The sequence below is a fragment of the Massilia niastensis DSM 21313 genome (genome assembly GCF_000382345.1).
GTDB classification, from domain to species: Bacteria; Pseudomonadota; Gammaproteobacteria; order Burkholderiales; family Burkholderiaceae_D; genus Telluria; species Telluria niastensis.
Genome location: NZ_KB908141.1, coordinates 15,953 through 30,117 on the forward strand (window position 1 = coordinate 15,953; position 14,165 = coordinate 30,117).

The 14,165-nt window shown below is 67.7% G+C and carries 10 protein-coding genes and 1 pseudogene; 9 read left to right on the top strand and 2 right to left on the bottom strand.

Annotated elements, in window-relative coordinates; translation table 11 throughout:
• Positions 1–76 precede the first annotated feature (76 nt).
• The 6 genes from H162_RS0125625 (at position 77) to clpB (ending at position 8,435) form a co-directional block, all read left to right on the top strand.
• Positions 77–1,318 carry a winged helix-turn-helix domain-containing protein gene (locus tag H162_RS0125625; protein WP_020656341.1) on the top strand — a complete coding sequence of 414 codons (1,242 nt, stop codon included), beginning with the start codon at positions 77–79 and terminating at the stop codon, positions 1,316–1,318.
• 204 nt (positions 1,319–1,522) lie between these two features.
• Positions 1,523–2,104, top strand: coding sequence for a hypothetical protein (locus H162_RS0125630; protein WP_020656342.1), 582 nt, complete (start codon positions 1,523–1,525; stop codon positions 2,102–2,104).
• Positions 2,105–2,304: 200 nt separating this feature from the next.
• Positions 2,305–4,902: a DUF349 domain-containing protein gene (locus H162_RS0125635; protein WP_026355092.1), complete on the top strand. Its 2,598-nt coding sequence runs from the start codon at positions 2,305–2,307 to the stop codon at positions 4,900–4,902.
• A complete protein-coding gene (gene moaE / locus H162_RS0125640) occupies positions 4,899–5,357 on the top strand; it encodes a molybdopterin synthase catalytic subunit MoaE (RefSeq protein ID WP_020656343.1) in 459 nt (152 codons plus the stop codon). Before H162_RS0125635 ends, moaE begins: the two co-directional genes overlap by 4 nt.
• A complete protein-coding gene (gene crcB / locus H162_RS0125645) occupies positions 5,354–5,728 on the top strand; it encodes a fluoride efflux transporter CrcB (protein WP_026355093.1) in 375 nt (124 codons plus the stop codon). Before moaE ends, crcB begins: the two co-directional genes overlap by 4 nt.
• Positions 5,729–5,828: 100 nt before the next feature.
• Positions 5,829–8,435, top strand: coding sequence for an ATP-dependent chaperone ClpB (gene clpB, locus H162_RS0125650; protein ID WP_026355094.1), 2,607 nt, complete (start codon positions 5,829–5,831; stop codon positions 8,433–8,435).
• A 251-nt stretch (positions 8,436–8,686) separates the two neighbouring features.
• Here the strand turns inward: clpB and H162_RS0125655 are convergent, their stop codons facing one another.
• Complete coding sequence (locus tag H162_RS0125655) at positions 8,687–9,334, bottom strand: PEP-CTERM sorting domain-containing protein (protein WP_020656346.1); 648 nt, start codon at positions 9,332–9,334, stop codon at positions 8,687–8,689.
• 410 nt (positions 9,335–9,744) lie between these two features.
• Here H162_RS0125655 and aceA point away from each other — a divergent pair, with 410 nt between their 5' ends.
• The 3 genes from aceA to H162_RS0125670 all read left to right on the top strand — a co-directional run bounded on the left by aceA (position 9,745) and on the right by H162_RS0125670 (position 13,900).
• Positions 9,745–11,043: an isocitrate lyase gene (gene aceA / locus H162_RS0125660; RefSeq protein ID WP_020656347.1), complete on the top strand. Its 1,299-nt coding sequence runs from the start codon at positions 9,745–9,747 to the stop codon at positions 11,041–11,043.
• 167 nt (positions 11,044–11,210) lie between these two features.
• On the top strand, positions 11,211–12,515 hold the full coding sequence (locus H162_RS31955; protein ID WP_020656348.1) for a 23S rRNA (adenine(2030)-N(6))-methyltransferase RlmJ: 1,305 nt from the start codon (positions 11,211–11,213) through the stop codon (positions 12,513–12,515).
• Positions 12,516–12,631: 116 nt separating this feature from the next.
• Positions 12,632–13,900, top strand: a complete 1,269-nt coding sequence (locus H162_RS0125670; protein ID WP_020656349.1) for an EAL and HDOD domain-containing protein — start codon at positions 12,632–12,634, stop codon at positions 13,898–13,900.
• A gap of 7 nt (positions 13,901–13,907) precedes the next feature.
• On the opposite strand, the pseudogene H162_RS0125675 reads toward H162_RS0125670, so the two are convergent.
• A pseudogene (locus H162_RS0125675) lies at positions 13,908–14,165 on the bottom strand (IS630 family transposase); the annotation flags it as partial.

A 14,165-nucleotide genomic window follows, 5' to 3' on the forward strand; every position in this document is an offset into this window, starting at 1 on the left:
GGCGCTCCCCATCCCCAAGGAAATGCGCCGCGGATCTTTTAAGGAAAAGATAATTAAACGTCATTACAATATCGGCATGAGTGAACTCGACCTGTCGATCGGCGCCGCGCGCGCCCTGCACCTGGCGGCCCAGGACCTGCTGGTCCCGCGGCGCCGGCGCGCCACCAAGGCCGATGTGCTGGCCGCGATCCGGCGCATGGAGATGTTGCAAATTGACACCATCAGCGTGGTGGCGCGCAGTCCCTACCTGGTGCTGTGGAGCCGGCTGGGCGACTACGCGCCGGGCTGGCTGGACGAATTGCTGGCCGAGGGCCGGCTGTTCGAATACTGGGCGCACGAAGCCTGCTTCCTGCCGATCGAGGATTACGGCCTGTACCGCCACCGGATGCTCGACCCCGAGGCAATGGGCTGGAAATACTCCGCGCGCTGGATGCGGGAACGCGCGGCCGAGGTCGCGCGCCTGCTCGAGCACATCCGCGCCAGCGGGCCGGTGCGCGCCGCCGACTTCGAGCGCAGCGACGGCAAGGCCGGCGGCTGGTGGGAATGGAAGCCCGAGAAGCGCTCGCTCGAAGTGCTGTTCACCTCGGGCGCCCTGATGATCGCGCGGCGCCACAACTTCCACCGGGTCTACGACCTGGCCGAGCGCGTCCATCCGGGCTGGGACGACAGCCGCCTGCCGCCGCACGAGCAGGTCAGGGACGAATTCGTCCTGCGCAGCGTGCGCGCGCTCGGGCTGGCGAAGGCGTCCTGGATTCCCGATTACCACCGCACCCGGCGCCCGCACCCGGACCCGGCGCGCCTGGCCGGGGAGGGCCTGCTGCTGCGCGCCCGGGTCGAGGGCTGGCGCGAACCGGTGTACATCCATCCCGACCACCACGAGCTGGCGCGCCAGGCGGCGGCGGGCAGCCTCGCGCCCAGCCTGAGCACCTTGCTCTCGCCCTTCGACCCGGTGGTGTGGGACCGGCGCCGCGCGCTCGACCTGTTCGGCTTCGACTACCGCCTCGAATGCTATACGCCGGCGCCCAAGCGCCGCTACGGCTATTTCACCCTGCCGATCCTGCGGCGCGGCGCGCTGGTCGGCCGCATCGACGCCAAGGCCCACCGCAAGGCGGGGCTGTTCGAATTGCGCAACGTGGCGCTGGAGCCGGGCGTCCGCCTGAGCGCCCGGCTGGCAGCCGATGTCGCGGCGGCGGTGCTGCGCTGCGCCCGCTGGCATGCCTGTCCCCGGGCCGAGCTGGTCCAGGCCGTCCCGGCCGGATTCGGCGTCCAGCTGGGCGAGCTGCTGGCCCGCGCCGGCGGCGAGGCGGTCGCGGCATGAGGAAACAATCCCGAGGCACGCCTGAGCTTACCCGGCGGGCATTGACGCATCTCAAATCCGTGTCCAACGGTCTCACTACACTACGAGTTCCTTCCGGCCAACAACATGACAACAAGCGCCGGCCATCCCTTACAAGGCATCCCCAGCCACCGGAACCGGGCCGCGTGCGGCCATGCTGGCGGAGCCATTCTGAGAGGAGACACCATGTTGACATCGACGTATACGCTGGTCGCCCTGTCGGTCGAGCAGGCCCGGGCGCGGGTTGAAGTGCAGGGCCTGCTCGACCACTGGCGCCCGGGCGCCTGGTGGGGCGAGGCCCACGGGCCGCACCAGTTCGAGCAGGCCTGCGAAGGGCTGCGCCGCGCCTATGAAAGCTGCCACTGGCGCAAGCTCGACAAGTTCGTGCTGCCGGCGCTGCGCCGCGCCGGCGGCGCCGCCGATGGCTTGCTGCTCCAGCTCGAGGCCATCAGCCGCAAGGCCGCCGCGGCGCGCGCCAGTGTCCAGGCCCATGCGGCGAACGGCAATGCCGCCTGCCTGGCGGCGCTCGCACGCTGCTGCGAACTGCTGCTCGAACGCCTGGACCGCGAGGAGCGCGAACTGTTCCCGCTGGCGCGCACCCTGATTCCCGGCGAAGCCTGGTTTGCGATCGCCAACCAGATGCTGGCCCACGACGCCCATCAGCATGAAAACCGCGCCCATGCCCCGGCCGGACCGGCGCCCGGCCCCGCTGCGGGCCGGGCCGAATATGCTGAGAAGCAAAGCCTGTTTCTCCCTCTCGCCCAATGATGTTGAGCATATGGGGGCCTCGAAAAACCGTAGCGGCGGCAGCAGTGTCGGCCGAGAAGCGCAGCTGTACGGGAGTACGGCGGGCATCGCAGGCCGACAATGCAACGCGCGGCAGGTTTTTCGAGATCATCATATGGGGATGAGGCAATCGATACCATGGTTCTTTGCTATGATGGGGGTTTTGGAAGTGCGATTCCATCATGTTCGAATTCCTATTCAAGCGGCAGGGCGGAGACAAGCCGGGCGCCGGCGGCGAGAAGCCGGGCGGGCAGGCGGCTTCGCCGGGGCAGCCGGCGGCGTCGGGCGGAGCGCCTGGCGCGCCGACTCCGCGCGAGCGGCAAGCCGAACAGCTCAAGCAATTGAACGGTGACGAAGCCGCCGCCGCCGAGTTCATCCTCCAATCCGATTTTTCCGAACTGCGCCTGGCCGCGGCCGAGATGGTCCACAGCCGCGAGCAGCTCGAGCGCATCCACACGGCGATGCGCAACACCGACCGCCGCGTGGCCAAGCTGATGCAGGGCCGGCTGGACGCGATCCGCCACCAGGAATCCGAGTTGCGCCGTGGCCAGGAAGCGCTGGCCCAGGCCCGTAGCCTGATGGCCGACGAACTGCTGACCCCGAACCATGTCGCCGAACTCGACCGCAAATGGGCGATCCTCAAGGCGCCCGAGCTCGACGAGCAGTTCGGGGGCGTACGGGCCGAGCTGGGCCGCCGCCTGGAAGCCCAGGTGCAGTTGCAGCGCGCCATGATCGACCGCCTGGCCGCGCTGCGCCAGCTCGATACGCTGGGCCTGGACGCGGCCGCCCTGGGCGAGCGCCTGGCGGGCCTGCAGCGCGAGCAGGAAGCGGCCCTGGTCGCACGCGAACATGCGTCGCTGCCGCGCGCCCTGGTGGCCGAGTTCGCCACCGAGCACGCGCGCCTGACCGCCAGCCTGGCCACCATCGAGCAGGACCAGGCCGCGCTGGCCGCGCGCGACGCCGCGCTGCTGCAATGGCAGGCCACGCCGCCGGCCGAGCTGAAGGCCGAGCAGCTGCGCAAGGACTGGCAGCGGATGGGGCCGCTGCCGTCGAACCCGGCCGGCGCCGAGCTGGCGCGCCGCTTCGACGAACTGCTGGCCAGCCTGCCGCAGGAAGTGCGCAAGCCGAAACCCGCGCCGGCGCCGAATCACGCCGCCGAGCCGTCCGCCAGGGTTGTTGCGAAACCCGGGGGGCGGGGCGTCGACCAGCAATTCCTCGACAACATGGATGCGCTCGAAGCCGCCCTGCAGCAGGGCTCGCTCGGCAGCGCCGCCGAGCTCGACAAGTCGCTGAAGGACAGCAAGGACAAGGGCATGCGCCTGAACCAGGCCCAGGCCGACCGCCTGGCCCACCTGCGTGCCGAGCTCAAGCGTCTGTCGGACTGGGCGCGCTGGGGCGGCAATGTCTCGCGCGAAGAACTGATCAAGACCGTCGAGGCCCTGCCGACCCAGAACCTGTCGATGAGCGAGCTGGCCAAGAAGGTCGGCAGCATGCGCGACCGCTGGAAGGCGCTCGACAGCCTGTCGGGCGCGGCGCCGCGCAGCCTGTGGGAGCGCTTCGACGCCGCCTGCACGGCCGCCTATGCGCCGGCGGCCGCCCATTTCCGCCAGCTGGCCGACGAGCGCCACGCCAACGCGGCGCGCGGCCAGGCCCTGGTCGAGGAAGCGCAGGCCGAGATCGCGCGCCTGCAGTCCGGCGAGGCCGACTGGAAGCACGTGTCGGGCACGGTGCAGCGCCTGCGGCTGGCCTGGAGCCACCTGGGCGCGGTCGACCGCAAGGAAAAGAAGCGTCTCGACCAGCTGTTCTCCGATGCCCTGACCACGCTCCAGCGTCCGCTCGAATCGCAGCGCCAGGTCGAGATGGGAGTGCGCGAACAGCTGATCGAGGAAGTGCAGCGGCTCGACCCGCACGACCGCCATGCGGTCGACATGCTGCGCGAGCTGCAGCACCGCTGGCAGGAGCATGCGCGCGCGCTGCCGCTCGAGCGCAAGGCCGAGCAGGCGCTGTGGCAGCGCTTCCGCGCCGCCTGCGACACCCTGTTCGCGGCGCGCAAGGAACACGCGCACGCGGCCGACGCCGAGCGCAAGGCCCACGAAGTGGCCAAGGAAGCGCTGTGTGCGCGCCTGGAAGCCGCCGCCCTCGAGGCGACCCCGGCGACCGCCGGCAAGCTGCTGCGCGAAGCGGCGGCCGAGTGGCAATCGATCGGTCCGGTGCCGCGGGCGCACGAGGCGCGCGTCGACAAGCGCTACCACGCCGCCGTCGCGGCGGTGCAGCACCATGCCGACGTCGCGCGCCGCGCCGCCGGGGTGGCGATGGCCGGGGCCGTGCGCGACAAGCTGCGCCTGATCCAGGCGCTCGAGCAGGCGCTGGTCAACGAGGCGCATACGCATGCTTCCGACTGGCGCCAGCGCTGGGATGCGCTGCTGCCGATCGACGGCGCCTACGACGCCGTGCTGCACGCGCGCTTCGACGCCGCCCTGGGCGCGCTCGAGGGCGACCGCGCCGGCCACCTGCGCCAGCTCGAAGCCAACCGCGAGCGCCTGCTGCGCGGCCTGCTGCGCCTGGAAATCGCGGCCGGCATCGACAGCGGTCCGGAATTCGCCCGCGACCGGCTCAAGCTGCAGGTCGAAGTGCTGCAGAGCTCGCTCAAGTCGGGCCACCGGCCGGGCGGGCATGCGGACGAGTTGCGCGAGCTGCTGGCGCTGCCGGCGCTGGCCGACGCGCGCACCGAGACCCGTCTCGAGCATCTCCTGATGCGCCACGCGAAGGACGGCAAATGAACGAGGTGCGGGTCCAGACCGGCGATTTCGACCTCGGCCGCGAAGTCGCGCGCCTGCGCGAGGGCGATGCGCGCGTCGGGGCGGTGGTCAGCTTCATCGGCACGGTGCGCGACCTGAACGACGGCGCCAAGGTGTCCGAGATGGAACTCGAGCACTATCCCGGCATGACCGAGAAGTCGCTCGAGGACATCGCCGCCCAGGCCTGCGCGCGCTGGCCGCTGTACGGCACGGTCGTCATCCACCGCGTCGGCCCGCTCAAGCCGATGGACCAGATCGTGCTCGTGGCCGCCAGCGCCGCGCACCGGGGCGACGCCTTCGCCGCCTGCGAATTCATCATGGATTACCTGAAGACCGACGCTCCGTTCTGGAAGAAGGAACAGACGCCGGAGGGCGCGCGCTGGGTCGACGCCCGCCTGAGCGACGATTCCGCCAAGGCCAGGTGGGCCAGCCCTTGAGCTGGTTGGCGGTGGGCGCAGGCGCCGCCATCGGCGCCTGGCTGCGCTGGGGGCTGGCCATCTGGCTGTCCAGGCTGCATGCCCATGTGCAGGCCGGCACGCTGGCGGCCAACCTGGTCGGCGGCTACCTGGTCGGGCTGGCGCTGGCCTTCTTCGCCAGCCATCCGAACCTGTCGCCGGAATGGCGACTGTTCATCATCACCGGCTTCCTCGGCGGCCTGACGACCTTCTCCAGTTTCGCGGGCGAGTCGGTGGTCCTGCTGCAGCGCGGCCAGGTCGGCTGGGCGCTGGCGCACACGGCGCTGCACCTGTTCGGTTCGCTCCTGCTGTGCGCGGCGGGCTTCGCGACCTGGCGCGTGCTGCGCGCCTGATTTGGCGCCCGACCGCGCGTTGCGCATCTTGAAAAAATAGCCAGCCGTCCCAATTTTGTTTCCCAGTGTAGAACACCAACATCACTAGGGGAGCAATAACATGCGGCAAGACAAATTGACGACCAAGCTCCAGGAAGCGCTGGCGGATGCCCAGAGCCTGGCGGTCGGCAACGATAACCAGTACATCGATCCGGTCCACCTGCTGTCGGCCCTGCTGAACCAGGACGACGGCAGCGCACGCTCGCTGCTGCAGCGCGCCGGCGTGAACGTGGGCGCGCTCGCGAATGCGCTGCGCAGCGCCTTCGAGCGCCTGCCGAAGGTCTCGGGCACCGGCGGCGACGTCCAGGTCGGGCGCGAGCTGGTGGCGCTGCTCAACCTCGCGGACCGCGAGTCGCAGAAGCGCGGCGACCAGTTCCTGTCGTCCGAGATGGTGCTGCTGGCCTTCACCGAGGACAAGTCGGACGCCGGCCGCCTGGCCCGCGAGCACGGCCTGACGCGCAAGGCGCTCGAGTCGGCGATCCAGGCCGTGCGCGGCGGCGAGGCGGTGAACTCGCAGGATGCCGAAGGCCAGCGCGAAGCGCTCAAGAAATACACGCTCGACCTGACCGAGCGCGCCCGCCAGGGCAAGCTCGACCCCGTGATCGGCCGCGACGACGAGATCCGCCGCGCGATCCAGGTGCTGCAGCGCCGCAGCAAGAACAACCCGGTGCTGATCGGCGAGCCGGGTGTCGGCAAGACCGCGATCGTCGAGGGCCTGGCCCAGCGCATCGTGAACGGCGAGGTGCCCGATTCGCTCAAGGGCAAGCGCGTGCTCTCGCTCGACATGGCCGCGCTGCTGGCGGGCGCCAAGTACCGCGGCGAATTCGAGGAACGCCTGAAGTCCGTGCTCAAGGAACTGGCCCACGACGAGGGCATGACCATCGTCTTCATCGACGAGCTCCATACCATGGTCGGCGCCGGCAAGGCCGAAGGCGCGATCGACGCCGGCAACATGCTCAAGCCGGCGCTGGCGCGCGGCGAGCTGCACTGCGTGGGCGCGACCACGCTCGACGAGTACCGCAAGTACGTCGAGAAGGACGCCGCGCTGGAGCGCCGCTTCCAGAAGATCATCGTCGACGAGCCGAGCGTGGAGGCGACCATCGCCATCCTGCGCGGCCTGCAGGAGAAGTACGAACTGCACCACAAGGTCGAGATCACCGATCCGGCGATCATCGCCGCGGCCGAGCTGTCGCACCGCTACATCAGCGACCGCTTCCTGCCCGACAAGGCGATCGACCTGATCGACGAGGCGGCGGCCAAGATCAAGATCGAGATCGATTCCAAGCCGGAAGTCATGGACCGTCTCGAACGGCGCCTGATCCAGCTGAAGATCGAGCGCGAAGCCGTGCGCAAGGAAACCGACGAGTCCTCGCTGCGCCGCCTCGAACTGCTCAACGACGAGATCGCCCGCCTCGAGCGCGAGTACAACGACTTCGAGGAAGTGCTGAAGGCCGAGAAGGCGGCGGTGCAGGGCACCACCCACATCAAGGAAGAGATCGAGCGCATCCGCTACCAGATGGAGGAAGCCACGCGCCAGAGCAACTGGCAGCGCGTCTCCGAGCTGCAGTACGGCAGCCTGCCGGAGCTGGAAGCCCAGCTGCGGCAGGCCGAGGATGCGGCCGACCGCGCCGAGGGCGACGCCGCCCGGCCCCGGCTGCTGCGCACCCAGGTCGGCGCCGAGGAGATCGCCGAGGTGGTCTCGCGTGCGACCGGCATCCCGGTGTCGCGCATGATGCAGGGCGAGCGCGACAAGCTGCTGCACATCGAGGACGAGCTGCACAAGCGGGTGGTCGGCCAGGACGAGGCGATCACCGCGGTGGCCGATGCGATCCGCCGTTCGCGCGCCGGCCTGTCCGACCCGAACCGCCCGTATGGCTCCTTCATGTTCCTGGGCCCGACCGGCGTCGGCAAGACCGAGCTGTGCAAGGCGCTGGCGGCCTTCCTGTTCGATACCGAGGAATCGATGATCCGGATCGACATGAGCGAGTTCATGGAGAAGCATTCGGTGGCCCGCCTGATCGGCGCGCCGCCGGGCTATGTCGGCTACGAGGAGGGCGGCTACCTGACCGAGGCCGTGCGCCGCAAGCCGTACAGCGTGATCCTGCTCGACGAGATCGAGAAGGCGCACCCGGACGTGTTCAACGTGCTGCTGCAGGCGCTCGACGACGGCCGCATGACCGATGGCCAGGGCCGCACCGTGGACTTCAAGAACACGGTGATCGTGATGACCTCGAACCTGGGTTCGCACAAGATCCAGTCGATGGACAGCGACGATCCGGGCGTGGTCAAGCTGGCGGTGATGGCCGAGGTGCGCGGGCACTTCCGTCCCGAGTTCATCAACCGGATCGACGAGATCGTGGTGTTCCATGCGCTCGACGAGAAGAACATCGGCGCGATCGCCAAGATCCAGCTGCACCACCTGGAACAGCGCCTGGCGAAGATGGAGATGGTGCTCGACATCGACGACGAGGCCCTGCAGAAGATCGCCGAGGCCGGCTACGATCCGGTGTATGGGGCGCGCCCGCTCAAGCGCGCGATCCAGCAGCAGATCGAGAACCCGCTGTCGAAGGCCATCCTGTCCGGCAGGTTCGGGCCGAAGGACACCATCCCGGTGCGCGTGCGCGGCGGCGAGCTGGCGTTCGGCGAGCAGGTGGAACTGGCCAAGTAAGCCATGGCCCGGGACTTCGCGTCCTGCGAACGGCCCGGGCCTGCGTACTTTCGAGTACGCGGGGCCCAGCCTAGCGGGTTCGCACGGCCCGCTCCGTTAGCTGGGTCACGTATGCATCGGTTGGCTCAGGGGTAAGCGGAAAAGAACTGTAACAATGTTTGTACGGAAATTCTCGCGCACCGGGGGCGCAAGGACAACGGGCCGCGTGACGCGGCCCGTTCGATGTGCGGCGCCCGCGGGCGCGAGGGGAATTACTTGCGCTGCCGGCGGCGGCGCACGAAGCCGAGCGCGGCAATGCCACCGGCCACCAGGCCCAGCGATTGCGGTTCCGGCACTTCGCCCACCGGCGGATCCTCGTGCGGTGGCGGATCGTTGTCCGGATCCTCGTCCGGAATTTCTCCCTGGAAGGGGAAGTCCTCGGACAGCAGGTCGCCGGCCTTCTTGCCCTTCGCATCGAGGAAGCGGACTTTCAGGTGCGGCGCGCCGAGCGTCACGTCGCCGGCGAAGGTAAAGGTGAACAGCATGTTGTCCGCCAGCGCGACCTTGTCGCCGCTGTAGCACAGCCTGTCGAAGCCGTCGTCGTTTCCTTTCCCGCCACCCCCATCGCAGCCCTTGGCGTTCAGTTCGGCGGCATCCAGCTTCCACAGCGCTGCGGCGGTCGAGCTGCCCATGCTGACGTCGGTGAAGCGGCCGATGGTCTTGATCGAGAGCGCGTCGATGTAGCTGGCCTTGGCCCAGCCGCCGGTGCGGCCGGCGGCGTCGATTTCCAGGGTCAGCACATTGCCCTTGAAGGTGCTGGTGAAGGTCACGCCCTCGGACGTGATGACGCCGGCCGACGCCGACGCGGCGCCGGCTCCGAGCAGGAGGGAGAGCGCCATCCGGCGCAGGGTAGTGACCATGTTTTTCCTTGATCGGCCGGGTGGCCTTCGTTTTCATTGTAAAGAAATCAAGCTCAATGCTGAACGAAAGAGTGATTTTAGTCAACACAAAATTCTAAAATACAACATTTGCATAATTTCATGACAAGGCGTCGCCGACGGCAAGCCGGACGCCGACCGCTTTTCATCATGCGAAATATCGTTGCCGTCATGCGAGATATGCAGCAAAGCCAGTGCGGCGCAAACTCTCATCGTAAGAAATTTCGTTCCATATCATGGAATCGAATTCGTAAGCGCATGAATTAACAAGATAAAAAAATAATGCTATGTCTTATATAAGACTAATTGTGCTGCGCACAATCTGATCTATGATTTGTTCAACGCTTCCACTTTCACTCACCCAGCTTTTTCTACCCTCCAGGAGAATCACCATGGCAAGCCGTGAACAACAGATCAGCGAACTGCAACAGGACTGGGACAGCAACCCGCGCTGGAAGGACGTGAAGCGCAACTACACCGCCGCCGACGTCGTGCGCCTGCGCGGCTCGCTGCGCATCGAGCACACGCTGGCCAGGCGCGGCGCCGAGAAGCTCTGGGACCTGGTAAACAACGATCCCTACGTCAACGCCCTCGGCGCCCTGACCGGGAACCAGGCCATGCAGCAGGTCAAGGCCGGCCTGAAGGCCATCTACCTGTCGGGCTGGCAGGTCGCCGGCGACGCCAACCTGGCCGGCGAAATGTATCCGGACCAGTCGCTGTACCCGGCCAACTCGGTGCCAATGGTGGTGCGCCGCATTAACAACACCTTCCAGCGCGCCGATCAGATCCAGTGGTCGGAAGGCAAGGACGAGATCGACTACTTCGCCCCCATCGTGGCCGATGCCGAAGCGGGTTTTGGCGGCGTGCTGAATGCCTACGAACTGATGAAGGCGATGATCGAGGCGGGCGCCGCCGGCGTGCACTTCGAGGACCAGCTGGCTTCGGTCAAGAAATGCGGCCACATGGGCGGCAAGGTGCTGGTCCCGACCCGCGAAGCGGTCGAGAAGCTGAACGCCGCGCGCCTGGCGGCCGACGTGATGGGCACCCCGACCCTGGTGATCGCCCGCACCGACGCCGAGGCGGCCGACCTGCTCACCTCCGACGTCGACGAGAACGACAAGTCGTTCTGCACCGGCGAGCGCACCGTCGAAGGCTTCTACCGCGTGCGCCCGGGCCTGGAGCAGGCGATCTCGCGCGGCCTGGCGTATGCGCCGTTCGCCGACCTGGTCTGGTGCGAGACCGGCAAGCCGGACCTGGCCTACGCCAAGGCCTTCGCCGACGCCATCCACGCCAAATTCCCGGGCAAGATGCTGGCCTATAACTGTTCGCCCTCGTTCAACTGGAAAAAGAACCTGGACGACGCGACCATCGCCAAGTTCCAGAAAGAGCTGGGCGCGATGGGCTACAAGTTCCAGTTCATCACCCTGGCCGGCTTCCATGCCCTGAACTACAGCATGTTCAACCTGGCGCACGGCTATGCGCGGCGCGGCATGTCGGCCTTCGTCGAGCTGCAGGAATCGGAATTCGCCGCCGCCGAGCGCGGCTTCACGGCGGTCAAGCACCAGCGCGAAGTCGGCACCGGCTACTTCGATGCGGTGACCCAGACCATCCAGCAGCACCAGAGCTCGACCACCGCGCTGCACGGCTCGACCGAGGACGAGCAGTTCTTCGACGAGCAAAAAGTGGCCTGAGCCCAGGCTGGTTCCGGCAAGCCGCCGCCCCGCGAGGGGCCGCGGCTTTTTTCATGCGCGGGCGCGGGCGGAACCATGCATTTCCGGGCGCGGCCGGTTGTAGTGGATAATGGCGCCTATTGCGCCGCCGATCTGCGCGGCGACCACACTTCAAGGAATTCCAGCTTATGTTGAGTTACCGCCACGCTTTCCACGCGGGGAACCACGCCGACGTCCTCAAGCATTTCGTGCAGGTCCAGTTGCACCTGTACATGAACCAGAAGGACGCCGCCTATACCTACATCGACACCCACTCGGGGGCCGGCGTGTACGCGCTCGACAGCGCGCAGGCGACCAAGAACGCGGAATTCGACACCGGCATCGGCCCGCTGTGGACGTGCACCGACGCGCCCAAGCCGCTGGCGGACTACATCAAGCTGGTCAAGGACATGAACCCGAGCGGCAAGATGCGCTACTACCCGGGGTCGCCCTACGTGGCCGAGCAGGTCTCGCGCGAACAGGACCGCCTGCGCCTGTTCGAACTGCATCCGTCCGACAACCGGATCCTGAACGAGAACTTCCGCAAGCTCGAGGCGCACAAGGCGGAGCAGGGCGAGCGCCCGCGCGGCCGCCGCGTGATCATCGAGCATGGCGACGGTTTCCTGGGCCTGAAGTCGCTGCTGCCGCCGCCGTCGCGCCGCGCGCTGGTGCTGGTCGACCCGCCCTACGAGATCAAGGACGACTACCGCCGCGTGCGCGACGCCCTCGACGAGGCGCTCGGCCGCTTCCCGAGCGGCATCTACGCGGTCTGGTATCCGGTGCTGCAGCGCATGGAATCGCGCCAGTTCGCCGACAAGCTCAAGCGCCTGCCGGCCAAGGAATGGCTGAACGTCACCCTGACCATCCAGACCCCGACGCCGGACGGCACCGGCCTGCACAGCAGCGGCATGTTCATCCTGAACCCGCCCTACACGCTGGAACCGATGCTGCGCGAAGTGATGCCCTACCTGGTGCGGGTGCTGGGCAAGGATGCCGGCGCCCGCTTCGTGATCGAGCGCGGCACCCAGGTCACCGGCGCCGCGGCCGGACGCATGGTGGGCGATTCGCCGCGCGCGCCGGTGGGCAATGCGCGCCGCGCCAGCCCGCTGTCGGGCAAGGGCAGCCTGCGCCTGCCGGGGCAGAGCATGCCGCGCGACGACGACGCGCCGGGCCGTCCGGAACGCAGCGACGAGCGGGGCGGACGCAGCGGCGGCCCGCGCACGCCCGGCGCGGTACGCGGCAACCCGGCCGGCATTGGGGGCCGCGAGGCGGCCCCGCGCGATGACGCGCCGCGCAAGGCCGGGCCGCGCAAGGAAAGTTCCAGCACTCCGCGCAGCGCAAGTTCGGGCGGTCCGCGCACTGCGGACCAGCGCGGCAGCGGTCTGCGCGGCGCCAGCGCGGGACCGGCGGGGCCGCGCAGCGGACGCACCCGCCAGGGTGGCGGCCGAAGCTAGGCTTCGCTACGATGTCGAAATGCTAAGTTTGGCATTTTTGTAGTATAGTCGACACAGGCGGCGCCCCGATGCGCCGCCGGCGCCGTGTCGCGCCTATGGCTTCCAGGAGTATTTCGATGCACGCCGAAGTAACGGCAGCGGCATCCGTGCCGTCCAATGAGTTTTTCCTTGCCCGTCAGCCCATCCTCGGCCGTGATCAGCACCTCGTTGCATTCGAGCTGCTGTTCCGCGCGGCCGGCGAGGACGATGACGCCAAGCTGACCGACGGCGCCGCCGCGACCGCCGCGGTGATCTCGCACGCCTCGCAGCTGGGCATGGAGCAGGTCGTTGGCGAACAGCTGGCCTTCGTCAATGTCGACGAAGTGGTGCTGTTCAGCGACTTCGTCCGCTTCCTGCCGGCCCATAAGGTTATCCTGGAAATCCTGGAAACCGTCAGCCCGTCGCGGCAGCTGCTGGCCCGCGTGGCCGAGCTGAAGGAGCTGGGCTTCACCTTCGCGGTCGACGACGTCATCGAGCATTCGGCCGAACTGGACAAGCTGGTCGCCCTGGTCGACATCATCAAGGTCGACGTCAAGGGTGTCAGCCGCGAGGAGCTGGCGCGCCTGGCCGCCTCGCTCAAGTGCACCGGCAAGAAACTGCTGGCCGAGAAAGTCGAGACCCAGGAAGAGTTCCGCCTGTGCATGGAGCTGGGCTTCGACTACTTCCAGGGCTATTATTTTGCGCGTCCGGTGATCCTGTCGGGCAAGAAGATCACGCCCTCCGAGCTGGCCATCCTGCGCCTGCTGGAACTGGTCAATTCGGACGCCGGCAGCGAAGCCATCGAAATGGCGGTCAAGCGCGACGCCCTGATCAGCCTGAACCTGCTGCGCCTGGTGAACAGCCATGCCGCCTCCGGTCCGCGCATCGAATCGCTGGGGCAGGCCCTGGTCCAGCTGGGGCGGCGCCAGCTGGCGCGCTGGCTGCAGATCCTGTTGTATACGTCGGCCGGCGCCAGGGGCGACCTCGAGTCGCCGCTGCTGCTGCTGGCGAGCACGCGCGGCAAGCTGCTCGAACTGATGACCCAGCACGTGCGCCCCGGCGACAGCGCCAGCGCCGACCTCGCCTTCACGGTCGGCATCATGTCGCTGGCCGATGCGCTGTTTTCGGTGCCGATGCAGGACATCCTCGACAAGGTCGAGATCGCGGCCGAGGTGCGCGCCGCGCTGCTCGAGCGGGAAGGGGATTTCGGGACCATGCTGCGCATTGCCGAGATGCTCGAGACGGCCGAGAGCGGGCGCAAGTTCAGTGCGGCGCTGAAGAAGCTGGGCCTGGGCGTGGCGCAGATCCGGGAGATCGAACTCAGCGCGTTCAACTGGGTGCGTGAGTTGACGCACGAGGCGCACTAGTACAGCATCACACTTCGATTTTCGGATACAGGTGCTTGAGTTTGATCCGGGCGTCTGCAGTACGGAATTGCCAGTCGATACCGGTCTGGCGTAGGTTGCGGCGACTGGCCCATTGTCGAGCCAACTGGTCCACGGCATCGACCTCATCGATATGGTGTCCGAGACATTGCCGCGTAGCGGCGCTCAGTTCCGATTCGGCCATGTTGAGCCAACTGCCATGCTTGGGAGTGTGGATCAACTCCAGCCTCCTCATCAGGCGTAGCGC

Bases quoted from the DNA above. Each gene is read 5' to 3' on its own strand.
- H162_RS0125625 (WP_020656341.1), top strand. From the start codon at position 77: ATGAGTGAACTCGACCTGTCGATCGGCGCCGCGCGCGCCCTGCACCTG.
- H162_RS0125630 (WP_020656342.1), top strand. From the start codon at position 1,523: ATGTTGACATCGACGTATACGCTGGTCGCCCTGTCGGTCGAGCAGGCC.
- H162_RS0125635 (WP_026355092.1), top strand. From the start codon at position 2,305: ATGTTCGAATTCCTATTCAAGCGGCAGGGCGGAGACAAGCCGGGCGCC.
- moaE (WP_020656343.1), top strand. From the start codon at position 4,899: ATGAACGAGGTGCGGGTCCAGACCGGCGATTTCGACCTCGGCCGCGAA.
- clpB (WP_026355094.1), top strand. From the start codon at position 5,829: ATGCGGCAAGACAAATTGACGACCAAGCTCCAGGAAGCGCTGGCGGAT.
- H162_RS0125655 (WP_020656346.1), bottom strand. From the start codon at position 9,334: ATGGTCACTACCCTGCGCCGGATGGCGCTCTCCCTCCTGCTCGGAGCC.
- aceA (WP_020656347.1), top strand. From the start codon at position 9,745: ATGGCAAGCCGTGAACAACAGATCAGCGAACTGCAACAGGACTGGGAC.
- H162_RS31955 (WP_020656348.1), top strand. From the start codon at position 11,211: ATGTTGAGTTACCGCCACGCTTTCCACGCGGGGAACCACGCCGACGTC.
- H162_RS0125670 (WP_020656349.1), top strand. From the start codon at position 12,632: ATGCACGCCGAAGTAACGGCAGCGGCATCCGTGCCGTCCAATGAGTTT.